The sequence below is a fragment of the Paludifilum halophilum genome, from assembly GCF_002245355.1.
Lineage (GTDB): Bacteria > Bacillota > Bacilli > Thermoactinomycetales > DSM-45169 > Paludifilum > Paludifilum halophilum.
Window position 1 is genome coordinate 298,212 of sequence record NZ_NOWF01000001.1, and the last position, 26,155, is coordinate 324,366.

A 26,155-nucleotide genomic window follows, 5' to 3' on the forward strand; every position below is an offset into this window, starting at 1 on the left:
GGCTTAATCCTCCCCAAAAGCGGGTTTTCCGGCGGAAAGGGGGATCTGTTCCCAACACCTTCGGGTTCCATCCACCTTTCCCTCGGCTAAATGACACAGTCCTTCAAAAAACAACGGGTCGGTCCATCCGGGGGAGAGCTGACCGGCCTGCTGAAAATGGCAGGCGGCTTGAGCCGACTGCTCCTTAGCCAGAAGAATACGTCCCAATTGGAAATGCCCCAACGACTGGCATAAGGGATCCGAATACCGGATCACTTCCCGGGCCGTATGTTCCGCTTCCGCAAACTCGCCGGAATACGTGTATAACCGGGAGCGAAGAACCAACCACAAGGGATGGTTCCCCATTTCCTCCGGAAGCTGTTTGAGAACCCGCTGAACCCTTTGGACATCCCCCTGCTGAAGCTGGTACCACACATACGTAAAGAGAAGCTCCCGGTCTTCAGGGGCCAACGTCAGGCCTTTTTGTAACCAGAGCATGGCTTCCTGCGGTTGTTTCATCAGCCACAGATTCCAGCTGATTCCATGGTAAGCGGAAATCCGTTTCGGGTCTTTCATAACCAGTTTCCGGTACCAATGCAACGCCCGTTTGACATCGCCTGCTTCATCAAAATCCCGGGCAATCGATTCGATGACATCCGGGCTGTTAGTCTTTTCATATGCGGCGATTCGCCAGTACAGAACACTGTCCCATTGCCGAACCTTTTTAAAGCAGTAAGAAAGATAAAGCATGGATTCCCAATCGTCTTCATCCAGATGGATGGCATGATAAAAATAAGGCACCGCCTCGCCATATTCCCCCATTCGATAATGACAAGCTCCCATGTTGAACCAGGTATCCCGGTTCTCGGAATCATGGGAAAGGGATTTTTCAAATTGACGGACGGCCAGGGAATCGTGATTTTGCTGGATATGAACGCACCCCATCATATGGTGAGCAAAAGCACTGAACCGGGGGTGTTCTGCTGTCTCCGCAACAAGCCGAAACTGGCGGTGAGCATCATCCCATCGCCCTTCTTGGAAATCGCTTAATCCCAGATAAACGCGACCCAATAGAAACTCCGGTTCCTCATCCACGACCCGGTCAAAAAACGGTCTCGCTTCCGTGAACATCCGTAAATCGTAATAACCTTGTCCCTGACGAAAGTTTCGGACGACCTGCTCATCCAGCCAAAATTCTTCTCCGACTTCCTCTTCCTCAGCGATTAAATCCGGGTGGGTTTGCAACAGACTGGCGAATTGTTCCTCCAGCACCAGCCATTCTTCCAGTATGTCTTCAAAAACCGCCCGAATACGATCAAATTGCTCCCTCATCCGGTCCCGGTCGGGATGGGTTGCATGGGGATACTCCTCTTCGATTTTACTTAAACATTCCTTTGCTTGATCAAACCATTGCAACAACACCAAAATCCCCCACTTCCCATTCATTAAACACGGTTATTTAGAGTATCTCCGTCCAATGATGTTCCATGCGTGAGGGATAGAAAAATGACTTGATGCTGCCTGCATGGCAACACTCAAGTCATTTTGTTTTTATATGAAAATTGGATAACCCAGTCATATTGACCAGCTGTTAGTCTCTTCCTGTATCTTCACCGCCTAAAATATCCCGTACAATATTGGCATTGTCCGGAATATTAGGCTTTAGTAACATTTCATCATGCTTTCCAACTCCTTGGTAAACATGATAATCCGGAGTCATACTCGCCCATTGATCCACGTTTTCCATAACCAGTTCTGATTTAATCTGATGAATCGTCGCCTGAATACTGCCTGTATTCTTGAGTTGGTATAAATACTTGGAATACTTTACCATACTGGATAAAAGCTCATGCTTTGTAGCTTCATCGAAATAAGCCCTGAACTTTGGACGGGAAGTGTAATATTCCACATATTCCTTGGTCTCCCTCTCAATTTCATATTCTGTTTTGTAAACATATTCTGTACGAGGTAGAGATTCTAACATGATCACATCAGACACAGTATATCCATACTGCTCCATTTTTTTCGCCACTTCAAATGCCAAAGGTCCTCCCGCAGAATACCCGATTAACACATAAGGACCTTCTTTTTGCACCTGTAGAATCAGATCCACATACCTGTCTAATCGATCATCGGCATCGACATAGTCGAAAGCATAGATGGCATACGAATCAATCAACTCGCTCATGTCGGAAAAGGCAACTCCATAGCCGATCCCAGGCGGGAAACAAAATACTTTCTTCTCTTTCGGTGAATTGAGTAATGTCATCGGTTGAATCGTTTTCCTTCCATCAGATAGAACCTTCGCCAGGCCCCTGATCGTTGAATGTTGGAAAACCAAACGTAGTGGGAGATGAATCTCCAATTCCTGACGAATACGACTGACCAAGGTGATCGCCTTCAGTGAATGACCTCCCGAAGTGAAGAAATTTCGAGTGACCCCGATGTTTTTAACCCCTAAAATCTCCTTCCAAATCTTCACCAGCTTTTCTTCCATCTCCGTTTGTGGGGGTGTCTCTTCTCCAATAGATAAATTCAAATCTTCTACCTTGGACAGTGCTTTTCGATCCACTTTACCATTCGTGGTCAATGGAATCTCATCCACCTGAATAATAAATGATGGAATCATGTATTTCGGCAGTTTTTTACCGAGATATTCCTTCATCTCCACCTGATCTACTTCTTCGTCTGTGACCACATAAGCACATAGATAGACATCTCCATGTGGATCCAAGTGATCCATTACCGTCGTATCTTTCACCAGTGGATGTTGCAAGAGAACGGATTCAATCTCGCCTTGTTCAATCCGATACCCGCGAACCTTCACTTGATGATCCATTCTCCCGATGAATTCGATATTTCCATCTGGGAGCCACCGTACTAAGTCCCCTGTTTTATACATCCGTTCACCAGGAATAAAAGGGTTAGGGATAAACTTCTCCTGAGTCAATACCGGTTGATTCAAATATCCTCTAGCCAGACCTATACCACTAATATACAATTCTCCAGGTACTCCGACGGGTTGTGGCTGTAACTGGTCGTTTAAAATGTAGATAGAGGTGTTGGCTATGGGTTTTCCAATCGGAACCGTAGATAATGGTTCACTTTTCCGTACGTCGGACCAAAGGGAAGTAAAAACGGTTGCTTCTGTAGGTCCATAACCGTTTATATAGACGGACCCCCATTTCTGAACGAGATCAGGTGTACTTCTATCACCGGTTACTATTAGCTTACGTACGGATGGCAATCTTTCCGGCTGGAGGTACTTCACATAAGCAGGTGGTAAATGCAAAATCGTTACCTGTTGATGATAGATGTACTTTTGGAAAACGACATGGTCCAGAATGATCTTTTTCGGAATCAAGACCAATGGGATCCCATTCAACAATGCCGTCCACATTTCTTCAACAGAAACATCAAATGAAATACTGGAAAACAGACCGATTCGATCCCGATGTTCAAGATTGAATAAATCCGTCGAATTCGTTATTAGGTTCGGTACACCGATATGCTCAACCATGACACCTTTCGGTCTTCCTGTTGTTCCCGAAGTATAAGTCACATAGGCCAGATCATTCGGCCCATTGGCCAAAGTTAAATTGGAAGCATCATCGTCATGCTCCCTCTCATCTGCTACATTGAGCCATTCTCCAGTAAAGTCTTGTGTACTCACTCGTTCCATGACTGACGTTTGACTCAAAACCCATTTAGCACCACTATCATTTAAAATATACGCGATCCGTTCAGCCGGATATTCTGTATCTACCGGAACATAGGCCCCACCGGCTTTAAGAATGGATAAGATTCCTACTATCATATCCAGTGATCGTTCCATGATGAGAGCTACCCGTTCATTCGGGTGTACACCGCGTTTCCGCAAGGTGCGTGCCAATCGATTCGCACGCTCGTTTAGCTCCCGGTAAGTCATCTTTTCCTCTTCGATCACAATAGCGATATGATCGGGGGTTTTCTCTACTTGCTCTTCAAAAAGAATATGAATCGGTTTTTGTGGAAATGCTCGATTTGTCTCGTTCCATTCCACCAAGATTTGTTTTTTCTCTGCTTCAGTCAGGATTTCTACTTCTGCCAAGGTTTTTTGAGGATGATGAGCCATTTCTTTGACCACTTGCACGAAGTGCCGTGCCAATCGCTCTACAGTCTCCCGTTTAAACAGGGCGGTACTGTATTCTAAATAGAACTCGATCTCATTTTCTTTTTCTTTCCCCATGAACGTGAGATCAAATTTCGCAACCGATACAGGCAATTCAACCGGCTTTACGGTTAAACCCTCCATTTGCAGTGATGTCAAGTCTCCAACGTTTTGTACGCTGAACATGGTATTAAATAAAGGGTTACGACTTAAATCTCGATCGATATTTAATTTTTCCACTAACTCTTCAAACGGATAATCCTGATTTTCCACTGCTTTTAGAACTTGATCTTTCACTTCTTTTACGAATTGGAAAATCGTTTTTTCACCGTGTGGTTCCATTCTCATGCCTAATGTATTGACAAACATCCCCATCATCGAACTTACATCGGCATTCGATCTTCCAACGACAGGTGTTCCTACGATGATATCCGTTTGATTGGTGTATTTATATAGGAGTACGTTATAGGCGGCAAGTAGCGCCATGTAGAGTGTTATTGTCCCAGTTTGCTGCATGGTTTCCTTTAAGGCTAGAGTGGTTTCCCGGTCTATTCGGAAAAAGATACGCTCCCCGGAAAAATCCTGTACTTGTGGTCGTGAATAGTCTGTAGGCAATTCTAACACAGGCAGTTCTCCAGAAAATTGCTCTAGCCAATACTCTTCCTGTGGCTTCATCTTATCCGAAACTCTTTGCTGATGTTTATGATTCAACTCCGGTAATACCCGGCCATTATACAGTTGTGCAAGTTCGTGAAGCATGATTTCCAGCGATGTCGCATCTGAAACAATGTGATGTAGATCCATCAGTAAGAGATGTTTTTCTTTTGCTACTTTGATCAATTCCACTCGCAGAAGTGGTGCCCTGTCTAAAGAAAACGGTTGAACAAAGTTCTCCATCCGTGCTTGGATATTCTCCTCAGACATCACTTGATAAGAAAGAGTAAAGTCCACTTCCGGAGCGATTTTTTGAACAGGTTCTCCATCGATTAATTCAAATGAGGTACGTAAAGCTTCATGGCGCTGGATTAATTGTTGAAATGACACCTCTAACTGTGAAACATCCAAATCTCCCTCCAACCACATACCACTCGGTATGTTGTAGTGGACACCTTTCGGATCCAATTGCTGCATAAAGTACACGCCTTTTTGTGGCGAAGAAACCGGATCATACGGTTGAATGGATACCGACGCGGCAGAGGGATCTGTTCCGGACAATGTTTCTTCATCTTTGGGCAACGGACTCTCTACCACATGGCTGCTAAGTTCAGCAATCGTTGGATATTCAAAAATGTCCTTAATTTCCATGATCAGATTATCTTTTTTAAGGTGATTGGAAACCTGAATCGCTTTTAACGATTCACCACCAAGGTCAAAAAAGTTGTCATGAATGCTAATGTGTCCTCTTTCCAATACCTGTTGCCAAGCCTCAACCAATATTTTTTCCACCCTGTTTCTGGGAGGGACATATTCCGCTTCTATAGATACGCATTCCGCCGGTTCAGGTAACGCCCTCCGATTGATTTTTCCATTCGGATTTAAAGGAAGGGATTCCATCCATAAAAAAGCGGAAGGGATCATATAATCCGGCAATTTTGTTTTTAAATCATCCCGTATTTCTTTTAAGTCCTCGGGACTCGTTGTTACAACATAAGCGGCCAAATATTTTTTTCTCGTTTGGTCTTCCAACGGAATGACTACGGCATTCTTTACTGCTGAATTCTTACGTATGGCTCGTTCCACTTCACCCAATTCAACCCGAAAGCCTCTTACTTTTACCAGGTGGTCTGAACGTCCACGTAATTCAATCGTCCCATCGGGTAACCATCGTGCCAAATCTCCCGTTCGGCATAAGCGCTCTCCCGATTTAAAGGGATGAGGGATAAACTTCTCATGGGTTAAATGGGGCTGATTTAAATATCCGCGTGAAAGCCCGTCCCCTCCAACCGCTAATTCACCAATAACCCCCCGTGGAACAGGCTTACAGTTTTGATCCAATATATACACTTCAACATCGGGAAGAGGACGCCCAACCGGAACAAACGTATCCCCCTGCCAATCAGAAGGGATGGGATAATAGCATGTAAACGTAGAGTTCTCCGTTAATCCATAACCATTTATCAATTGCAAACCTTCAATCCGCCGTGCTTTCTTTATATGGTTGACTGAAGCGACATCCCCGCTGATCAATATTGTTTTGAGGTGTTGTACTGCGTGAAATTCGTTATCTACCAGCAAATTAAATAAACCCATCGGTAAGGATAAGAAGGTGACATCATACTCTTTTAAACATTGGGTTAATTGGGAAAGGGACGGAGTTTCAGGAGGCGGCATGATTGCCAAGCAGGCACCATGTAACAAACTGCCCCATATTTCAATCGTGGATGCGGCAAATGCCGCGGAAGCCATTTGTAAAAAAACATCCTCTGAAGTGATGGAAACGCCGGGCATGCCGTTTATTAAGCGTGAGATACCATGATGAACAATTTCGATCCCTTTCGGTTTTCCAGTGGATCCCGAAGTGAACAAAATATAAGCTAAATCATTTCCCTTTCTTTTATTGATCAAATTCATCCCCGAACAGTCAGCGATTCGTTTCCATTCCTCATCTACACATAAAATGGGGATTTCTTTATTGGCCAACTGATCTTTCAGAACGGTCTGCGTCAGTAAAATGGATATTTTTGTTTCCTGCAACATGTAATTTACACGTTCTGCAGGATACCTCGGGTCTATCGGGACAATCGTACCACCGACTTTTAAAATAGCCAACATTCCTACGATTAATTCGACAGAACGTTCCATGGAAATCCCAATCAAGTTTTCCGCTTTAACTCCTTGGTCCTGTAAATAGTGAGCCAATTGATTTGCCGACTGATTCAGCTCTTGATAAGTCCATTTCTTTTCACCGAAAACAAGTGCAATTTTCTGAGGTGTTTTTTTCACTTGTTGTTCAAATATTTCGGAAAGGGATAGGTGTTTAGGATAGTCTACATATGTTTGATTTGACTGAAACAGCATCTGATGCAGTTCCGCTTCGCTTGGCCATATGTCCTTCGAATACTTTTTCTTCATATTTTCTAAAACAGTGCTTAAAGAATCCTTTTCCATACGTGATCCCTCCCGCGCATTCATCGACTAGAGTCAGAATGGTTAGCAACTTTCTACACAGTAAAAAAATTAGATTTTTTGGTCGCTTTTCCTGCATTCATTTTCATTTTAAAGTTCTTAATTTGAAAAATAAAGAGTCGATCTAAATCTCCTTTCACGGGACTATCTGGCGGAAAGGGCATAAAAAAGATAGTAACAAAACGGGAGGATATCTATTTCTTCTTCGGTCTGTTTCCGGAAGCAATGGAATTCGTCACCGATAAAACCTATGGATGTTCATACAATTCATATTGACTCGTGAATCAGCCCTTCCTCTGATCCTATGAAAACATATTTATAATATAGGAGGTGAAGATGATTTGGTCACCAACATTGTTCGAAGCGTCTTTAATCTAGTCGAGGGGATTTTGGGAAGTATTTTCGGCCCTCCGGGACCCCCGTTGGAACTCCCGCCGATCAGCCGGGACGACTTTTACACGACCAACCAGAATACCCCGCTTTCGGTCCCCCCGCCTGGGGTATTAGCCAATGATTTCGACCTGGATGGAGATCCGCTGACAGCCATTCTGGTCAGTGGCCCTTCCAATGGATCCGTGGTACTAAACGCCGATGGTTCCTTTACCTACACTCCGAACCCCGGTTTCGTAGGAACGGATGCCTTTACGTACCAGGCCAGTGATGGGAGAACACGATCCCTCGTTGCTTCCGTAACCATTACCGTAAACCCCGTCAACCTACCCCCGGTTGCCCAGAATGATATGTATGAAACGACTCAGAACACCCCCCTTGCCGTTCCCGCCCCGGGTGTGCTGGCAAATGACACGGATCCGAACGGTGATCCGCTTTCGGCCCAATTGGTCGGTGCTCCATCCAATGGAACGGTGGTACTGAACTCGGACGGCTCCTTCGTCTATACTCCGAACCCTGCTTTTACCGGGACGGACACTTTCACTTACCGGGCCAGTGATGGAAGCGCACTTTCCAATGTGGCCACCGTGTCTATCACCGTAAGCGTTCCTTGACGGTCCCTCCGCTGATGGAGAAGTCAGACGATCAAATTTCCCCCTTATCGATCCCTCTTAAGATAGGGGGCTTTTTTATGAGGGGATTCTATCACGATTTTCATTTTTATTTGCTAATGATATAACACACGCCCTGACTCTTTTTTCCGTGAAGAATATTTTATAAAAGGAGGTGAGGAAAGATTGCTTATCAATATTTTTCGAGGTGTAGAAGGGATTTTGTGCAGTATTTTTCAGCCGGTTTGTCCACCGCGGTTTTTTCCGCCATTTATCTGCCCCCCGTTCGATGAAAACGCGGCAATCAGACGTCGGCTCCAACTCTTTTTGAATCAGATGGTCACCGTCGAAACGACATCCGGGGATGTATCCGGTCAGGTGACGGCCGTCGGATTCGATTTTCTCGAATTGCAGTCGGCCGGAGAGATTATTTTGATCCCGTTTGAAAGCATCCTTTTTGTCAGCCTGCAAGAAGGGAGTGTATAAGGCATGGAACTGGAAGATCGTCTTCGCCAGTTTATTGGTAGAACGGTTCAAGTGGCAGTCTCTAGGGATGAAGACCCTATCGAAGGTCAACTGGTGAGCGTCGGTGAGGCAACCTTTACTCTTCGGATCGTTCCTCCACCGGGATATGGCCCCCCCAGCTTTGCAACGTTTATTATTCGAAGCGTCGGTTATATAAGAATCTTTGTTTAAGATGGGATACCCAAGATGATTCTGATTACGGGGGCGGCGGGATATATCGGATCCAAGTTGGTTCACTTTTTTTTGGATCAAGACATCCCGATACGAGCGATTGATAACTTTCGTGTTCATCCCATGCCCAAAATGACCGGCGCAACAATTCACAAAATGGATGTCACCGTTCGAGATGACGTGAAAGAGATGGTAAAAGGTGTTGACACGATTATTCATTTAGGTGCGATCAGCGATGTTTCCCAGTGTGAAACCCATGCGGACGAAGCGATTCAAGTCAATCTCCTTTCCATGCAGTATTTAATGAGTGAAGCGACGAAAGCAGGGGTGCGAAAAGTCATCTTTCCGTCATCTTTTGCGGTGTATGATCCACATTCGGAACGGATTACCGAACAAACGCGATTAAAGCCCGTCACTTTCTATGGGCATATGAAAAAATGGGCAGAAGAACTGCTTCTTGCCGAACAAGCAAAAGGAACCCTCGATGTGGTGATTTTTCGGCAATCCAATGTGTACGGTAAAGGATGGGTCTCAAAAACAACGGTGATCGAAAATTTTTGTCGTTCTTTGTTGAATAACCAGCCCATCACGATTTACGGATCCGGACAACAAACGCGTAATTTTATCCACTTGGATGATGTGGCTTGGGCTTACTACCGAGCTTTGTCCCCTTCCGTCCAGGGTGTCTATAATTTGGGCGGGGAAGAAACCTATAGTATTTTCGATCTGGCCCATTTGGTTAATCAAGTGGGACAGGAATCCATCGGTCGGTCCGTGCCCATTATCCGAAAGCATCCACAACCGATCGAAGAAAAGAAGACTCACTTTACAACCTTGGATCGCCAAAAATTAAAGAGTCTATTTAGAAACAGAAAAATGAAGAGTGTCAAAACGGGGATTCATGAGTACCTTCGTGAATCGACCTAAGACCTTGGTGGAAGATTGGAGAGCCACTGTTCTTCAGGAACAGAACGGAAGGGTCTCGCCGGAGTGCCTTTTACAATGGTTTTGCTGGGGATATCTTTGGTAACGACACTTCCAGCCGCAGCAAATCCTTCTTCATCAATCGTCACCCCTGGCAGCAGAACCGCTCCGGCTCCAATTCTTCCTCCCCGTTTTACATGGACTCCCTTGAAAGAGATCGGATGGGGGGAACGAGCCGCAAAAGGATCATTCGATGTCACCACGCAAGGGGCTACAAACACATCATCTTCCAATTGGGAATAGGCCGTTAAATAGACATTGGTCTCCAATTTGACCCGATCGCCGATCTGAATGTGATTTTCCAAAGTCACTCCCCTTCCAACCACGACTTGATTTCCAAGCGTCACGTGCTCCCTGAGGGTTACGAGGTCGGCTATAAAACTGTTTTCTCCCACTGTGGATCCGCGGTATAAAATGCTGTGACTCCCCACTCGAACATTTTTGTCGATTTTGACCGGATCTGAAACCGATTGTTTCATCGGTTCCTTCCCTATAATACTGTTGTCGCCGATTTCAACCCGATCTCCAATCACTGCTTGATGATGAATGATGACATGGGCACCGATTTCCACATGGTTTCCGAGGGTCACTTGAGGACCGATATAAGAGAATGCACCGATTTGGACTTCTTGACCCAAGCGAGCTTGTGGATGAATCAATGGTTTCAAGCGGAATTTCCCTCCTCAAAAAATCGAACCACTTGATCGATTACCGTCTCCTGCTCCGCATCCGTCAGCTCCGGATAAATCGGTAAAGCCAGTGTCGTTTCCGCAATCGCTTCCGCCCGGGGAAGAAACGGGACCGGATAGCGGTCTTTCCATGCCCTCTGATGATGCAATGACAGCGGGTAATAGAGTTCGCATCCGATTCCGCAGTCATGAAGCCGTTTTTTCAGTGAAGCGCTGTGAGGGGTTTGAACGATATACAAATGATAAACCGGTTCGATGCAGGAAGAGTTGGACGGTACTTGAAGAGGCAGTGTTTGAAACGCCTCATGGTAGCGGTCGGCTAAAACTCGTCGTCTCTGGTTCCAGCGGGACAAATGATTTAACTTGACGCGCAGAACAGCCGCTTGCATTTCATCCAGTCTGCTATTGAAACCAAAGCAAGAATGGTGATATTTACGATAGGTTCCATGGGTACGCAACCGTTTGATCTTTTCGTACACTTCTTGGTTGGAAGTGGTGATCATTCCCCCATCTCCGAGTCCACCCAGGTTTTTGGTGGGATAGAAAGAAAAACACCCGGCGTCTCCCCAAGATCCTACCGGCTTTCCTTCGATTTGGGCTCCAATCGCTTGACAGGCATCTTCCACCACCGCCAATCCATGGCGTTGAGCGATGGACGACAGGGATTTCATGTCCGCCGGATGGCCAAACAGGTGAACCGGGAGAATCGCTTTTGTACGCGGTGTGATCGCTTGTTCCACTTGAGCGGGATCCAGGTTATAGTGTCGGTTTTCGATGTCGACCAAAACCGGACGGGCACCGGTGTGAATAATGGCCTCCACGGTGGCGAAAAACGTGTAAGGCGTGGTAATCACTTCGTCCCCTTTGCCAACATTCAAGGCACGCAATGTCAAAAATAAAGCATCGGTTCCGCTGTTGACACCGATCCCATACCTCGTACCACAGTATGTTGCAGTATCTTTTTCCAAAGCTTCACCGTTTTTTCCTAAAATAAAATGCCCGGAGTCCAATACTCGGCTCATTTCCCTTTCGATTTCCCTTTTCAGGGATTGATGCTGACGTTGAATGTCGATTAACGGTATCATCGGCCCCCTCCTTCACCTTCCCATTCTATGACGAACCGGTTCAATTAAGACCGAAGGGGGATCAACCAATGTCCAGAAAAAAAGTTCAAATGGGTCTCGTAGGAGCCGGATTTATGGGGGAAAACCACCTTCGAAATCTAAAATCACTTCCGGATGTGGAAGTGGTCGGTGTCTTTGATTCTGTTTTTTCGAAGGGAAGAACCATCGCTCAAAAATATCAGGTGCCTCAAGCCCGGACACTGCGTGATCTGATGAAAGAGGCAGAGGCCGTCATTATTTGTGTTCCGACCACGGGACATCATGCGGTGGCAACAGAAGCCATCCGTAACGGTTGTCATGTGTTTCTGGAAAAACCGTTTACCCATACGGTTGCGGAGGCTTTTTCCCTTTGCCATATGGCATCGGTCTATGGAGTTCACGTTCAAGTGGGGCATGTGGAACGTTTTCATCCTGTGGTTCAAGTACTCTTGCAGTCGGTCCATTACGAACAGTTGGTCATGGGCGAATTTTATCGGTATGTTCCCTTAAGGAAAAAAATTGATGCTGATGTTTTACTCACTTTGATGGTTCACGATCTCGATCTGGTCCTGCACATGGCCGATCGAATGAAAGTCAGTCCCCGGAATATCACGGCTTCCGGCCATGTTGTGTATCCGAAGGAGATGAACAAGGGGTTGATCGATCATGCTCTGGTTCATATCCCCTTTGATTCTTCTTTTCATACCGCTGTCCATGCTGTTCGTACCGGAGCTTTACACAGACGGGAGATCATTTTGACAGAGACGGATCGAACCTGGGTGGCCGATCTTTTGAATGGTCGTCTGTATCGTTATACCCGATTGGGACGATACACCAATCAAGTCGAAAGCGAAATCGTTGGTATACCGACATTTTCTCCCCTTTTGGAAGAAATCAAGCACTTCGTCGCGGCCGTGCAAGCAGATCGCCAACCGGAAGTATCTCAACAGGATGGATTGAGGGTCATGCAGCTTGTGGATCGCATTCGATCACAAATAGAAAAAGGGAGTGACAAAAAATGATTTTAGTGACTGGAGCAGACGGCTATATGGGATGGCCATTGATGTTAAAGCTGAGTCGGTCCTTTCCGGAGGAACGGGTGGTCGGGGTCGATCATTTCGGCCGACGCTGGTGGGTCGAGGAAACCGGCAGTGTGAGTGCGATCCCGATTGCATCCATGGATCAACGGATAAAGACGGCGAAAGAATTCGGAATGCGCAATCTTTCCTTTATCGAAGCGGATCTGACAAAATATCCAAGGGTATGCCAATTATTAAAAACCTTTCGCCCCCGGGTGATCCTGCATGTGGCGGCCCAACCCGCCGCGCCTTACTCTCATCTCCACGCCCCTCTCGCCCATTTTACTCAAGAAAATAACAATCGGATGTGTCGGAACCTGCTTTGGGGAATCAAAGAGTGCGGGTTGGAACAGGAAACGCATTTCGTGGAAACGACGACGACCGGGGTATACGGATCTCCCAACTTCACCATCCCCGAAGGATTTATCGATGTGGAAACGGAGACAGGCTCGGATACCATCCCTTATCCGGGAATGGCTACGTCTTGGTATCATATGAGTAAAGCGGGGGATATCAATAACCTTTACCTTTCATACAAGATGTGGGGATTAACGATCACGGATTTAAGAACCGCGATCGTATTTGGAACGGGAACCGAAGAAACCCGGTTGCATCCACACCTGGCAACCCGATTCGATTTTGATTTTTATTTCGGAGTTGTCGCCAATCGATTTTGTGCCCAAATGCTGGCGGATCATCCCATTACCCTGTACGGAAAAGGGGTGCAGAAAAAGCCGATGATCGCGCTGGAAGATGCCGTCGATTCTTTGGCAAAGGCCGCCGCATTCTCTCCGACACGAACATTCCGAGTATTCAATCAAATGACCGTGTTGGCCAGCCCGAAACAACTTGCGGAATGGGTCCAACAAGCAGGGAGAAAGCAGGGTTTGCAAGCAGAAATCACTCATATACAAAATCCTCGAAAAGAAAATGAAACGCATCAAATGAAAATGGAGAACAAGGGGTTCCGACAACACTTCCTCTCCGGCGATCCCGTTTCCCTTCAGGATGGAATGGATCGGATGGTAACGGATCTGATGCCCTATCGATCGGTGTTTAAAGAATATAAAGATCGTTTTTTATAGAGGCGGGAGTACAATGAAATGGTACTACCTCGAGAATATCCCCAACTACGTTCAAACCATTCCCTCCGGCTTTGAGGAAAATGGAGTCCCTCTCTTGATACCCAAACCGGACTTGACTCCCCGCGAACTCGTCGACCAACTAAAAACTTACAGACCGGACGTGATCCTGACCAATGGGTGGACTCCCTTTCACCGGGAACCGTATTTCCGGGCGATTCAGCAGTATTGCGAAGAAACCAGCAGCGTTCATGTGTTTTGGTCCACTGAAGACCCCCTTCATACCGATTACTGGGGGATGTATATCTTAGAAACCGGACAACCGGATGTTGTTTTCACCCATGCAATTCACGCCCCGCAAATGTACAGGGAAAGAGGGGTTCCTTCATATTATCTTCCCTTTGCTTGCAATCCCAAGATTCATCGGGGATTTCCTTCGGTGCCCGAATTCCGGTCAGACATCGCACTGGTGGCCAATTTTTCAAATGCAACCATGGACAGTTGGCGGATCAACAGCCTTAAAATTCTGCTGGAACCCTTGTTGAGAGACGGGTTTTCTGTGTCCATATGGGGAAACGGTTGGGAACAAGGAAAAAACCTCCTTCCTTTCCCCGTACCCGACTCCGCGATCCGGGGACCAATCGCATACGATCGCGTTCCCTACGTTTATGCTTCTTCAAAAATGGTCTTGGGAGTCCAAAACCATCAGAAACTCCTAACCCGGAGAACATGGGAGTGTATAGGTACAGGTGGTTTGTTAATCACCAATCATACTCCGGCTGTACTGCGTCACTTTCAGCCCAATCTCCATTTGTTGACCAGTCGTCATGCGGAAGAAACAAGATCCTTGGCTCACATCTTACTAAAAAGCCGACAGAAGCGGAAGACGATTGCCTCCAATGGACAAAAATGGGTCTACCAACAACACACGTATTCCCATCGGGTTCAAGAAATGACGGAAATCGCATCGAAAATATTGCAAGCGAAGAGAAAGAACCGGAAACGCTATTGGTTTCCGACCCCGTTTCCGCGCCAAGAAATACGAACCTGCTCAACCTTTTCCTATCGGTTACCTAATAGAGATCCGATCAATAGTGCATATCTTTTGGTAAAAAGAAAACCGACTATTCGATCCCAAGAATGCCAAAGCGAATTACTATTTTCACTCGATTCATGCCTTCACAACGGGGTCGATATCCATCAGGCGCAGTTGAAGTTATTTCCCGCCGTTTGTCCCACCAAAAACACAAAAGTAAAATGCCAATTTTTCAGTTCCACAGAATCCCCGGCAAACCCTAATCAGACGCGAACCTTGGATGAGGCTCAAACCATTCCCTTAACAATCACCAGACAAGAAAAAGTGTTTCAATTTCCCATCACCCTTACGATTTCGTCATTAATACGACGATTAATCAAACAGAAGAAAAAAACATTCGGAGTCTATCTTTCAATCCCTGCAAATGATGACGGATGCGTTCAATTTTTGGGACGACAGAAACCCAAATATCACGCTCTATCCGGTATCGTTTATTATCAGCGCTTTATTTCCCGCTTGGAAATCACCTATCGGAATAAAGAAAAAGGTGGTTACAATCATCCTTGGCCCCGATTTATTGATGAACGATCATAACCTTCTCTGGAAAAGACATCGTGGACCCGTCTGACACTGCCGAGGGGTTCCCCTTCATGAAGGGGAACCCCTCGCATTTAAAAAACAAGGTAAGGGAGAGATCAGTGATCCTTGGGGATTTCTGTTGGGTTTTGCATGGACGTTGGTTTGTTTTACAAACGAGTTTTTAATATATAGAGAACCGGTAACCTTTCGTTAGACGTAAAAAGACCTTATCTAACCCTCTTCCGTTTGAATCTTCTCTTCCACGACTGCGACTACCCGACTCCACCCACCGCTCGCATCGGCAATATGGATCGGGAAAGCACACACCTTAAAACCGAAGGGTTTCGGAATCTGATCCAGGTTACACAGTTTTTCAATCTGACAATATTCCTTTTCCCTTCCAACTAAATGCGCTTCCCAAAATGGCGTCTTTCCTTCCTTCGCTTCTTTTGCCATCACATCAAAGGGACGGTCCAATCCCCAAGCATCAATTCCTATAAGCTTGACTCCCTGGTCCAGAAGCCACTCCACCGCTGATCGGGTCAGTCCCGGTTGCTTGAAAGCATAGTTGGGGCTTCCAAACCGTTTGGAGGCTCCTGTATGTACTAGGACAATATCATAGGGCTTTATGGTATACCCGATCCGATCCAACTCTTTTTGCACATCCACATCGGATATTCCCTCTCCGATTGCCTTATCTCGCATATCCAGGACGACACCATTTCCATAACACCAGTGCAGCGGAACTTGATCAATGGTCCGGGCGGGGTTGCCGTCACTTTCGGGACCATAGTGGTAAGGGGCATCGACATGTGTGCCGGAATGAGTGGATAGCGTGATCTCTTCCACGGCCCATCCCATTCCATCCTGCCAGTGTTCTTTACCAATTCCCAGCATTTTTTCTGTAACCGGAACGGATTCCTCATGCTTGGAGTAGTGAATTTCGTGGGGATTTAATTCATAAGGACGTGTGTCATTGTCCAGCCGGTCGCTCAGATCAATCAAGGTAATCCGCATGCCATTCCTTTCAAATGTCTCCATACTGCCTCCTCCGATCAACAATAAAATCAATTTCCCTACGTCCAAACACACAGCAGATCGCCTTTTGACAAAAACGAAGTTCTCAGTCATCCTTAGGGATTACGGTTGAGCCTTGGACTTATTTTTGGTTTGTTTTACAAACAAGTTTTAAATTAAATATAGTTGAATGAAATCTAAAAATGATAGAAGTTACTTACCATTTAAACATGATTTTGTTTATAATGACAGTATCCCTCAAACGCTCTTGTAACAAAGAGCATTCTTTTTTGACAAAAACAGTTCAAAATAGGAGGAATGGTATATTCTTTTATGATGATCGATGGAAGAAAACAGCCGATTACACTTTCTTTTACACCCGAGTGTCTGTTAAATTCAAGCGATTTTTAACATTAATTATGGGAAAATTCATTGATCATTAAAACCAAATATGTAATCTAGTGTTGAATGATGGAACTTCAGAAGGATGGTTTATTTCAATGGGAGTGTGGTACTCGATGAACAAAAAGGTTTGGGTTGGAGGAATTCTGGCCGCGATCGTGGTTGTCTCTTTATCCTTGGCTCAAATATGGGCGGATCAAGAAAAGAATCCAAAGAAACAGAAACCCGAAGCTAAAAATGTCATCCTTATGATCGGTGACGGAATGGGGGAAGCCCAACGCCATGCCATTCGTTTATCCAGCGTCGGCATTCAGGGAGAAATGGCGATGGATTCCATGCCCTATACCGGCACGGTACGCACCCATTCTGCTGAACCCGAAGGACTAGTGACGGACTCGGCGGCGGCGGCAACAGCGATGGCTACCGGAGTCAAAACCTATAACGGAGCAATCGGCGTTGACCGAAATAAAAAAGAAGTCAAAACCGTACTGGAAAAAGCGAGTCAGATGGGAAAAGCGACGGGACTCGTGACAACCAGTCAGGTGACGGACGGCACTCCGGCCGCCTTCGCTTCTCACACGGAAAGCCGCGATGACCAGAGTAAAATCGCCCTCCAATATCTTGAACAGAGCCAACCGGATGTCATCTTGGGCGGCGGAGAAAATCACTGGTACCCGAAGGGTAACCCGGGTAAGTATGAAGATGACTCCGAAAATGATCCTCCGGGAGAAAGCAAAGGTACAGAGGGGAATCTGGTTAAAAAAGCGGAAAACCAAGGTTATCAATATGTATCGAACCGGGAAGAAATGCAGGACGCGAAGGGGACCAAACTCCTCGGCTTGTTTGCCAACGAGGAGATGTTCAAGGCTGATTCGACAGATGAAGAAAATGTGTACGATCCGGTGGTTCCATTACCTGAGATGACACAAAAAGCCCTTCAGACTCTTTCCAAAAACAAAAAGGGTTTTTTCCTCATCGTGGAGGAACAGGGGATGGACTCATTCGGCCACGTTAACGATGCCGGCAACACCATAAAATCCGGCCAACAGTTTGACCGATCGGTAGCCCTCGCCAAATCTTTTGCCAAAGAAAGCGGCGATACCCTGGTCATCGTAACCGGTGACCATGAAACAGGCGGGTTTACAATCGAAAAGTCGGATGATCCCGAATATCCCGACGAGTCGGGCGACGGGATTTCCAAGGAAGACGGCCCCTTCCCCGTAGCAAAATCGGATCAGGAATTTATCGTGGATTGGACAACACAGCTACACACGGGAGTCGACGTTCCCTTGACCGCGATGGGTCCCGGAGCCGAACTCCTGATAGGAGTATACGAAAACACCCATATCCACGATGTTATCCTGAAGGTGATGAAAGAGCCGAATTAAAACACCTTTGATCAAAAACAAAAGGGGCAAGCCCCTGCAATCTGGCGTTGCCCCTTTTGTTTTTCCGACAGATCCACCGTGTACCCTGAGTGATCCTTAAGGATTAATGATGAATGGTTGTTCCGGATATGAGTTTGAATTGCAAACAGGTTTAAAATATAAAATGCCTAATCAAAAGGCCAGAACCGCCGTAAAAGCAGATCATGCTATCCTTGTTCAGGTCGCTGCAACTTCCTGAATCGATATCCCGTGATGTCATAACCCAATTTTTTATAAAACGAGTGAGCTTTCTCTTCACTCCCAAAACCACTGACCAACCAGGTTCCCATACATCCGTGCTTTTTCGCGAGTTTTTCTGCGTACTCCACTAAAAACCGACCCACCCCTTGATTTTGAACTTCCGGATGAACAACAATAGCGGATATTTCACCATATCTCGAAGGGCTTTCGATATTTTCGCGTATTCGGAAAGACATAAAGCCTAAAACATCTTGTTTTTCTGCACATACATAAAGAAAATCAAAAGGACTGTTTCTTACAAAGTTTAATCGGTCCTCAGCCGCCTGAACGGAAATCGGTTCATGAGTTAGCTCACCCATTAATTTCGCCAGAATTTCAGCATCGCCATTATTTGCTTCTCGGATGTAAAGAGACATAAACGGAGATTCCCCCTTCGCCATCTGAAAAGTTGGCCGCCCGCCGGTGCCCCCTTTACGTTTCTTCCAAAATAACGAGACTGAACCGACAGTCAGCGGTTCAGTCTCTTTCTATGTTATTTCACTGTCGCGTATTCCTCTGCCCCGATCATCTCTTCGATCGTGTTATCTTCTCCCATGATCGCAATGCGGGGTTGGTGGAAACGGGCCTCGGTTTCCTCCATCATGGCGTAGGCCATGATGATCACTTGGTCACCGGGCTGTACGAGACGGGCGGCGGCACCGTTTAGGCAGATGGTTCCGCTGCCCCGAGGACCGGGGATCACATAGGTTTCCAGACGGGCCCCGTTGTTGTTATTGACGATTTGCACCTTTTCATGGGGGAGAATGTCCACCTGTTCCAATAGACCTTCATCAATGGTAACACTTCCGACATAATGAAGATGGGCCTCTGTCACCGTCGCCCGATGGATTTTGGCTTTCATCATGGTACGAAACATTCGGTTTCCTCCTCGGAGAAGATCATGTTATCGATCAAGCGGGTCTGACCGAAACGGACCGCTACAGCGGCAATCACACACCGGTCACCGATTTCCTCCACCGGCTCCAGTTCCGGGTAACTCAATACTTCAACATAATCGATCTCCGCCAACGGTTGGGCCCGAATTTGATCCTCTATCCAGCGGACCGCCTCCGATGCCCGGTTGAAATCTCCCCGGGATTTCCGTTCAGCCGCCTCGGATAAACTACGATACAACACCGTGGCCTGCTTTCTCTCCTCGGGAGACAGGTAAATATTGCGGGAACTCATCGCCAGTCCGTCTTTTTCCCGAACCGTGGGGCATACGATTACGCGAAGGGGAAAATGGAGATCCTCCGCCATCCGTCGGATCACCACCGCTTGTTGGGCATCTTTCTGCCCGAAATAAGCCCGATCGGGACCGACAATATGAAACAGTTGTGTGACGACCGTAGCCACCCCGTCAAAATGACCGGGCCGGGACATTCCGCAGAGGGAATCCGTCAGCCCGGATACCGTCACCCGGGTAAGAGGAGAGCGGGGATACATCTCCTGGGCATCCGGTGCGAACAGAAATTCCGCCCCCGTTTCCTTCACCTGTTCGGCGTCCCGTTCCGGATCCCGGGGATAACGATCAAAATCTTCGCCGGGACCGAACTGTAAGGGGTTGACGAAAACCGACACCACCACCGTATCGCACTCCTGAACCGCCTGCCGGATCAAGGAGAGGTGCCCTTCATGCAGATAACCCATGGTCGGTACCAGACCAATCCGACCGCTGCGACGGGGATAAAGCTTTCTGCGCAATCCCTCGATCGTTTTAACGATCTCCATCGGCTTCACCCCCTTCACTCCCGTTTAAACGCTCCGCTGTCTCCGGAGGGAGATGGAAGGCATGCTCCTCTGTCGGAAAAACACCCCGACGCACTTCATCCACATAATGTCGGATTCCTTTTAAAGCGCTCTCCCCCATCCGGACATAAGTCTTGACAAAGCCCGGCTGGAGATCATTTCCGTATTGAAGGAGATCGTGATAAACCAACACCTGTCCGTCACAGCTTCCCCCCGCACCGATTCCGATGGTGGGAATATCGACAGCGTCGGTGATCCGGCGGCTCAACTCCTCCGGGACACACTCCAGCACCAAGGCGCAAATTCCTTCCTCCGCCAACAGACGGGCATCCTCGATCAAGCGGCGCGCCGCCTCTTCATCCCTTCCCTGGACCCGATATCCGCCCAACTGGTGAACGGATTGAGGGGTCAAACCGAGATGCCCCATTACCGGAATGCCCCCCTGGATACAAGCCCGAATGGCGGGAATCACCTCTTTTCCTCCTTCCACCTTGACAGCCTCGGCACCGCCCTCCTGAAGCAGTCGTCCTGCCGCCTTCAATACCTCATCACGGTTCAGATGAGCGACGAGAAAAGGCAGATCCGACACCAGCAGAGGACGCTTGGCCCCGCGGGCCACCGCTTTGGTGTGATGAAGCATATCCTCTACGGTCACCGGGATGGTAGAGTCATAACCGAGAACTACCATTCCGAGTGAATCCCCCACCAAAACCGCGTCTACCCCCGCCTTATCCGCCAGTTTGGCGGATGGATAGTCATAGGCGGTGATCATGGCAATCGGCTGTCGCTCCTCTTTCATTCTGCGCAGGGTCCGCACCGTTACTTTTTTCACCGTTGCACTCATCGCACAACCTCCTTGTAGGGTGCTCTGAGGCAGGCAGAGGCGCGCTGAAAAAACAAAAACGCCTCATGAGCCATTCTTCGGACCCACCAGGCGTCGGCTGTTTCGTACCGTACCTCTGTCTCCGTCCCATGGGCTCAGAGCAGAATCAAAAAAAGATTCCCTTGTCAAACAATCAAAATGCGGGAAATCGTGCAGCTCCCGATGGGATACCGCCGACTCCTGTGTTTAGAATAAACGAAAATCGGTCCCCTGGCAATCAAAAACCTCGGACTAGAAGCGTTGTGAAAACATCCGTTTTCGGGAGGGTGGGGTTCCACACGGAGTGCCTTTGGCTCGTCAGAACAACGAAACGGAGTGTGGAACCCCACCCCGACCCACCAAGGATGTGCTAAAATCACAACGCTTCTAGTACCCCATCTGGGAACCAAGTTGGGGAGGGTGGTAGGCCGGGCACTAGATCTGAATATCCGACGAATAGACCGGCAAGGTCCCTTCCTCCGTCTTCAACAACAGAGCACCGCTGGAAGCCAACCCGACCGCTTCTCCCCTCCGGGGACCTTCCGGCGTCTGAGCGGTGATAATCCGTCCGAGCATCCCCGCCGCTTCCTCCCACAAAATGCGGATCGGCTCAAACCCATGGTCCAAATATCCCTCATATACCTCCTCCAGCTCTTTCAGGATCGCGGCGATCAACAGTGGGCGCTGAAAGGTCCGCCCCCCTTCAATCGCCAGCGATGTGGCGATCGATTCCAACTCTTTCGGTAAAAAGTCGGGAGTCACATTGACATTGATCCCGATGCCCAGCACCACGTACTGAACTCGATCCTGCTCCCCCCGCAATTCCGTCAGGATTCCGCATATCTTTTTCCCGCCAACCAGGAGGTCGTTGGGCCATTTGATCGTTACATCCAGCCCGGTTTCCCGCCGGAGCGTCCGAGTGACAGCCACGGATGCCATTAAGGTTAATTGGGGGGCTTCGGTAACAGGGATCGGAGGCCGTAAAACCAAACTCATCCATATACCCGAGTGGGGTGGAGAGTGCCAGATGCGATTCATCCGTCCCTTCCCGTCGGTTTGTTCCTCTGTAATAACGAGAGAACCTTCCTCCGCTCCCTCCTTCGCCCATTCATGGGCCAATAGCTGCGTCGAAGGGACACACTCCTGATACTGCATCCTCCGACCGAAGGACCGGGTCCGCAAATGAGGCTTCAACTCCTCCGGCGCCACCCGATCCGGACGGTAGACCAGGCGGTAACCGCTTTTGGGACGGGCTTCAATCTGATAACCTTCTTTGCGCAACTCCTTGATATGCTTCCAAATCGCCGTCCGGCTGCAGTTCAGCCGACGACTGATCTCCTCCCCGGACAGGAAAGCATCTTCCCGTTCCAGCAACAGAGACAACATCCGTTCACGTATCGGACTTCCCAATTCGACATCCCTCCCTAAGCAACTGCCCGCTTTCGTTCGAAACTTTCCCCAACGCCGCTTTTACCAACAAACGCCGCAGTACCCGTCCCACCCAGGGGCCGGGGGAACGGCCCATCGCCCGAATGAGAGCCCCTCCGTCCAACTGAAGGTCCTCCAATTCCTTGACCGGCATCTCGTCTGCCCAACGGCGCAACCGGTCGTCAACGGTACGTTGTTCTTCTTCGGTCCACCCGTGAATCCAACGGGCCACTCTTCCCGCCTTCCGAACCGTCTCTTCCCCCCGATCCAGAATCAACCGTTTCCCTCTTTCTTCCGGGAGAAACGGGGGCCAGTCCGCCGCTGTCCGGCAAATCGCACCTGCTTCGGAAACGGTGCGGCCGGGCAAACGAAATTCTCTCAGCTTCCGTATCACTTCCTCCGGTTTCACTCCGCACTGAAAGAGAAGGAGCGCCCACCGCTCTTCCGGGGTTGCTCCTTCATCCAAACACTTCAAAGGAAAGATGGGTTTCCGAGGCAAAAACTCCCACCTATAAAAAGGCGGCAGTCCGTGTAGCAGACAACGCCTCCAAAGAATCGCAAAAGCGGAGGAGGGAGCCGAAGTCTCCCACATTTTCTCGATTTCCGCTGTCACCCGTTCCACAGACAATTTTCGCAGCAAGGGCTGAACAGCGGAAAGCGCCGCCTCCGTCTCCGCTTCGATGTCAAATCCGAGTTGGGCGACAAATCGAGCCGCGCGGACTGCGCGGAGAGCGTCTTCACGAAACCGGCGAGGTGCAGGGCCCACGGTGCGAATCCGCCCCACCGCCAAATCCCTCTCGCCTTCAAAGGGATCATAAAGGCGTCCGCGACGATCCTCGGCCATAGCGTTCATGGTGAAATCCCTCCGGGACAGGTCGGTCCGCAAGTCTTTGACATACACCACCCGGTCCGGGCGACGAAAGTCCGTGTATCCTTCTTCCTTTCGAAACGTGGTAACCTCTGTCCCCTGCTCTCCGTGTAACACAGTGACCGTACCATGTTTCCATCCGGTAGCCGCGGTTCTGGCAAATAACGCCTGCACCGCTTGGGGAACGGCATCTGTCGCTACATCATAATCAGCGGGTTCCCGTCCCAGCAGTCGGTCCCGAACACATCCCCCGACGAGGAAAGCTTGGTACCCCGCCTGTTCCAGCCGGTGCAAAACTCGATCCGCCGCCTCATACGCCCCGATGCCATCCATGCGTCAATCTCCTTTCCGGAGGTTATCGCGGGTTCAGGCTTTTTTCGACCACTTCTTGGTACACTCTTTCGTATTCATCAGCGATCTTTTCCGCGCTGAAACGCTCCCGGGCCCTTTTTAGACCGCTTTCGGTAAACTGTCGGTATCGTTCCTCATCCGACAACAAACGAACTGCGTTCCGCGCCATCTCCTCCACATCGCCGATCTCGGAGAGATAGCCGGTTTCGCCGTCAGTGACGACCTCCGGCAGACCCCCGGCATTGGACCCGACAGTGGGAACTCCGCAGGCCATCGCTTCCAAAGCAACCAAACCGAAACTTTCCTTCTCAGAGGGAAGAAGCAGCAGATCGGCTAACGAAAGCAGTCGGGCCACCTCATCCTGCTTTCCCATAAACGTCACTCGGGACTCCAGACCCTTCTCCCGGGCCCATTGAGCCGCCTTCGACCACTCCGGCCCTTCTCCCACCAGGATCAGACGGGAAGGAATTTCACGCTGGACTTTTTCAAAGACGCGCATCACATCCGTCACCCGTTTGACGGCCCGGAAATTGGAAATGTGCAACAAAATTTTCTCCGTCGGCTCCGCATATTGCCGGCGGATATCCGATATATCCAACGGCTTGTACACGCGGGGATCGATAAAATTGTAAATGCGCTTCAACGGCTGATGGATGCAAAAGAGATCCTGCGTTTGGCGGATCAGACTGTCGGAGACAGCCGTTACCGCGTCGCTCTGGTTGATCCCAAAACAAATGCTGTCTTTTAACGACGGATCCTCACCGAGTACCGTGATGTCGGTACCGTGAAGCGTCGTTACCACCTTCAGGGATTCCCCGACCATCTGTTTGGCCAGGTAAGCACAAATGGCGTGGGGAACCGCATAGTGAACATGGATCAAATCCAACCGGTGCACCTTGGCTACCTGAGCCATCCGGCTCGCCAAGGCCAAATCATAGGGAGGGTAACGAAACACCGCATACCGATTGGCTTCCACTTCGTGATAATGAATATTGCAGTAAAAGCGCCCCAGCCGAAAAGGCATATCATAGGTGATAAAGTGGACTTGATGGCCCCGTTCGGCCATCAACTTGCCCAACTCCGTCGCCACCACACCGGACCCGCCGTGGCTGGGGTAACAAGTGATTCCAATTCTCATAAGGGCATCCTCCCTTTTTCAACTCGGTATCAAGGTATTCAGGGAAAGCGGCCCCTCTGAGACCAGCCCCTCTCCGTACACCGTTCCGATTTGGTGTCCCCACAGTTGATCCCGGCCCTCCACCATCGACAGGTAGTTCGGTCGGTTCAACGGTGTTTCCACCCGGCCCGGCCCGGGAACGAACTGACTCTCAAAGGCCAGGATTGCCTCCTTCTTTCGGCGATAAACCTCACTGATATCGACGATGACATCCGCTGTGTCGACCTGATTAATAAAATAGAAATAGACCCGGTCGACCCGGTGAGGGGCCACACCGTCTTCCGCCGCCTTTTTTCGAATGGCCGCGTCAAAAACCGCCTCCTTCACCAAATGGCTGCATGCCGTATGATCCGGATGACGATCCTTCCAAAACGGAGCGAGGACGACCCGGGGTTTCAGGCGGCGAATCAGGCGAACCATCGCCTCCACCTGTTCGGAAGTTGCCCGCAGTCCCCTGTCCGGAAAGCCCATCCTGTACCGTCCTTTCAAATGGAGAACGGACGCGGCGCGATCCGCTTCTCTTTTTCGCGTTTCCACATCCCCATTGGAAGAGAGTTCCCCGTTCGTCAAATCGCAAATCGCTGTCCGCTGACCAAGATCAGCATGCTTGGCCAGAATACCGGCGGCACCGATTTCCACGTCGTCGGGATGGGCGCCGAAGGCGAGAATATCCACGGTTTCCTGTTCATTCATCGATAAAGCCTCCTTCTTCCTCCTTCTTTCTTTGAATCACATCTCGCCAGGCCAGATCCCCCTGGCGGATCGAACGGATCAGAATCTCCGCCGAAGCCATATTGGTCGCCACCGGGACATTATGTACGTCCGCCAATCGGAGCAGTGCGAGAATATCCGGCTCATGGGGTTGGGAAGTGAGGGGATCCCGCAAAAAGATCAAACAGTCCAGCCGATCTTCCGCCAACAGCGAACCGATCTGCTGATCCCCGCCCAAAGGGCCGGATAACAAACAATGCACCTTCAATCCCGTCGCTGCCGCTATGCGGGAACCCGTTGTCCCTGTCGCATACAAAGTATTTTCCGCCAACAGGTTGCGATACGCAATCGCGAACCGTACCATTTCCTCCTTTTTCTCATCGTGAGCAATCAGAGCGATATGCATGGTTTCACCCTCC

General features: G+C 48.8%; 22 protein-coding genes. 8 read left to right on the forward strand and 14 right to left on the reverse strand.

Going from position 1 to position 26,155, the window contains the following annotated elements; translation table 11 throughout:
- Positions 1-3: 3 nt before the first annotated feature.
- Both CHM34_RS01315 and CHM34_RS01320 read right to left on the reverse strand, forming a co-directional pair.
- Positions 4-1,398, reverse strand: coding sequence for a tetratricopeptide repeat protein (locus CHM34_RS01315; RefSeq protein WP_169713529.1), 1,395 nt, complete (start codon positions 1,396-1,398; stop codon positions 4-6).
- 172 nt (positions 1,399-1,570) lie between these two features.
- Entirely contained in the window at positions 1,571-7,237 is a 5,667-nt protein-coding gene (locus CHM34_RS01320; protein ID WP_169713530.1) for a non-ribosomal peptide synthetase, read from the reverse strand.
- Positions 7,238-7,596: 359 nt separating this feature from the next.
- On the opposite strand from CHM34_RS01320, the gene CHM34_RS01325 reads away from it, so the two are divergent.
- The 4 genes from CHM34_RS01325 to CHM34_RS01340 all read left to right on the forward strand — a co-directional run bounded on the left by CHM34_RS01325 (position 7,597) and on the right by CHM34_RS01340 (position 9,879).
- Positions 7,597-8,259 carry a cadherin-like domain-containing protein gene (locus CHM34_RS01325; protein WP_094262775.1) on the forward strand — a complete coding sequence of 221 codons (663 nt, stop codon included), beginning with the start codon at positions 7,597-7,599 and terminating at the stop codon, positions 8,257-8,259.
- Between the two features lie 183 nt (positions 8,260-8,442).
- Entirely contained in the window at positions 8,443-8,742 is a 300-nt protein-coding gene (locus CHM34_RS01330) for a DUF2642 domain-containing protein (protein WP_094262776.1), read from the forward strand.
- Positions 8,743-8,745: 3 nt separating this feature from the next.
- Positions 8,746-8,952, forward strand: coding sequence for a hypothetical protein (locus CHM34_RS01335; RefSeq protein WP_094262777.1), 207 nt, complete (start codon positions 8,746-8,748; stop codon positions 8,950-8,952).
- A 15-nt stretch (positions 8,953-8,967) separates the two neighbouring features.
- On the forward strand, positions 8,968-9,879 hold the full coding sequence (locus CHM34_RS01340) for an NAD-dependent epimerase/dehydratase family protein (protein ID WP_094262778.1): 912 nt from the start codon (positions 8,968-8,970) through the stop codon (positions 9,877-9,879).
- Here CHM34_RS01340 and CHM34_RS01345 read toward each other — a convergent pair.
- Both CHM34_RS01345 and CHM34_RS01350 read right to left on the reverse strand, forming a co-directional pair.
- Complete coding sequence (locus CHM34_RS01345) at positions 9,876-10,604, reverse strand: acyltransferase (protein ID WP_240511808.1); 729 nt, start codon at positions 10,602-10,604, stop codon at positions 9,876-9,878. The genes CHM34_RS01340 and CHM34_RS01345 overlap by 4 nt on opposite strands.
- Positions 10,601-11,710, reverse strand: coding sequence for a DegT/DnrJ/EryC1/StrS family aminotransferase (locus CHM34_RS01350; protein WP_094262779.1), 1,110 nt, complete (start codon positions 11,708-11,710; stop codon positions 10,601-10,603). The genes CHM34_RS01345 and CHM34_RS01350 overlap by 4 nt, the downstream gene beginning before the upstream one ends.
- Positions 11,711-11,778: 68 nt before the next feature.
- Between CHM34_RS01350 and CHM34_RS01355 the strand changes: the two genes are divergently transcribed.
- From CHM34_RS01355 to CHM34_RS01365, 3 genes are read left to right on the forward strand one after another with little or no spacing between them, the layout of a single operon-like run.
- A complete protein-coding gene (locus tag CHM34_RS01355) occupies positions 11,779-12,750 on the forward strand; it encodes a Gfo/Idh/MocA family protein (RefSeq protein ID WP_094262780.1) in 972 nt (323 codons plus the stop codon).
- On the forward strand, positions 12,747-13,892 hold the full coding sequence (locus CHM34_RS01360; RefSeq protein ID WP_094262781.1) for an NAD-dependent epimerase/dehydratase family protein: 1,146 nt from the start codon (positions 12,747-12,749) through the stop codon (positions 13,890-13,892). Before CHM34_RS01355 ends, CHM34_RS01360 begins: the two co-directional genes overlap by 4 nt.
- Positions 13,893-13,905: 13 nt before the next feature.
- Positions 13,906-15,519 carry a CgeB family protein gene (locus tag CHM34_RS01365; RefSeq protein WP_094262782.1) on the forward strand — a complete coding sequence of 538 codons (1,614 nt, stop codon included), beginning with the start codon at positions 13,906-13,908 and terminating at the stop codon, positions 15,517-15,519.
- Between the two features lie 216 nt (positions 15,520-15,735).
- On the opposite strand, the gene CHM34_RS01370 is transcribed toward CHM34_RS01365, so the two are convergent.
- The gene (locus tag CHM34_RS01370; RefSeq protein WP_094263067.1) at positions 15,736-16,545 is read right to left on the reverse strand and encodes a cyclase family protein; all 810 of its coding nucleotides are present in this window, start codon (positions 16,543-16,545) and stop codon (positions 15,736-15,738) included.
- 494 nt (positions 16,546-17,039) lie between these two features.
- On the opposite strand from CHM34_RS01370, the gene CHM34_RS01375 reads away from it, so the two are divergent.
- Positions 17,040-18,311, forward strand: a complete 1,272-nt coding sequence (locus tag CHM34_RS01375; protein ID WP_094263068.1) for an alkaline phosphatase — start codon at positions 17,040-17,042, stop codon at positions 18,309-18,311.
- A 206-nt stretch (positions 18,312-18,517) separates the two neighbouring features.
- Here the strand turns inward: CHM34_RS01375 and CHM34_RS01380 are convergent, their stop codons facing one another.
- From CHM34_RS01380 to CHM34_RS01425, 9 genes are all read right to left on the reverse strand, one after another.
- A complete protein-coding gene (locus CHM34_RS01380; RefSeq protein WP_094262783.1) occupies positions 18,518-18,967 on the reverse strand; it encodes a GNAT family N-acetyltransferase in 450 nt (149 codons plus the stop codon).
- Positions 18,968-19,083: 116 nt separating this feature from the next.
- Positions 19,084-19,467, reverse strand: a complete 384-nt coding sequence (panD, locus tag CHM34_RS01385; RefSeq protein ID WP_094262784.1) for an aspartate 1-decarboxylase — start codon at positions 19,465-19,467, stop codon at positions 19,084-19,086.
- Positions 19,452-20,321 (reverse strand): pantoate--beta-alanine ligase, encoded by an 870-nt coding sequence (panC, locus tag CHM34_RS01390; RefSeq protein WP_094262785.1) that lies wholly within the window; start codon positions 20,319-20,321, stop codon positions 19,452-19,454. The genes panD and panC overlap by 16 nt, the downstream gene beginning before the upstream one ends.
- Positions 20,308-21,183, reverse strand: a complete 876-nt coding sequence (gene panB, locus CHM34_RS01395; RefSeq protein WP_094262786.1) for a 3-methyl-2-oxobutanoate hydroxymethyltransferase — start codon at positions 21,181-21,183, stop codon at positions 20,308-20,310. The genes panC and panB overlap by 14 nt, the downstream gene beginning before the upstream one ends.
- A gap of 453 nt (positions 21,184-21,636) precedes the next feature.
- The gene (locus CHM34_RS01405; protein WP_206093728.1) at positions 21,637-22,611 is read right to left on the reverse strand and encodes a biotin--[acetyl-CoA-carboxylase] ligase; all 975 of its coding nucleotides are present in this window, start codon (positions 22,609-22,611) and stop codon (positions 21,637-21,639) included.
- Positions 22,592-23,830, reverse strand: coding sequence for a CCA tRNA nucleotidyltransferase (locus CHM34_RS01410; RefSeq protein ID WP_094262788.1), 1,239 nt, complete (start codon positions 23,828-23,830; stop codon positions 22,592-22,594). The genes CHM34_RS01405 and CHM34_RS01410 overlap by 20 nt, the downstream gene beginning before the upstream one ends.
- A 22-nt stretch (positions 23,831-23,852) precedes the next feature.
- Positions 23,853-24,986: an N-acetyl-alpha-D-glucosaminyl L-malate synthase BshA gene (bshA, locus tag CHM34_RS01415; RefSeq protein WP_094262789.1), complete on the reverse strand. Its 1,134-nt coding sequence runs from the start codon at positions 24,984-24,986 to the stop codon at positions 23,853-23,855.
- Positions 24,987-25,004: 18 nt separating this feature from the next.
- The gene (gene bshB1 / locus CHM34_RS01420) at positions 25,005-25,718 is read right to left on the reverse strand and encodes a bacillithiol biosynthesis deacetylase BshB1 (RefSeq protein ID WP_094262790.1); all 714 of its coding nucleotides are present in this window, start codon (positions 25,716-25,718) and stop codon (positions 25,005-25,007) included.
- Positions 25,711-26,142, reverse strand: a complete 432-nt coding sequence (locus CHM34_RS01425) for a methylglyoxal synthase (protein WP_094262791.1) — start codon at positions 26,140-26,142, stop codon at positions 25,711-25,713. The genes bshB1 and CHM34_RS01425 overlap by 8 nt, the downstream gene beginning before the upstream one ends.
- Positions 26,143-26,155: the final 13 nt, after the last annotated feature.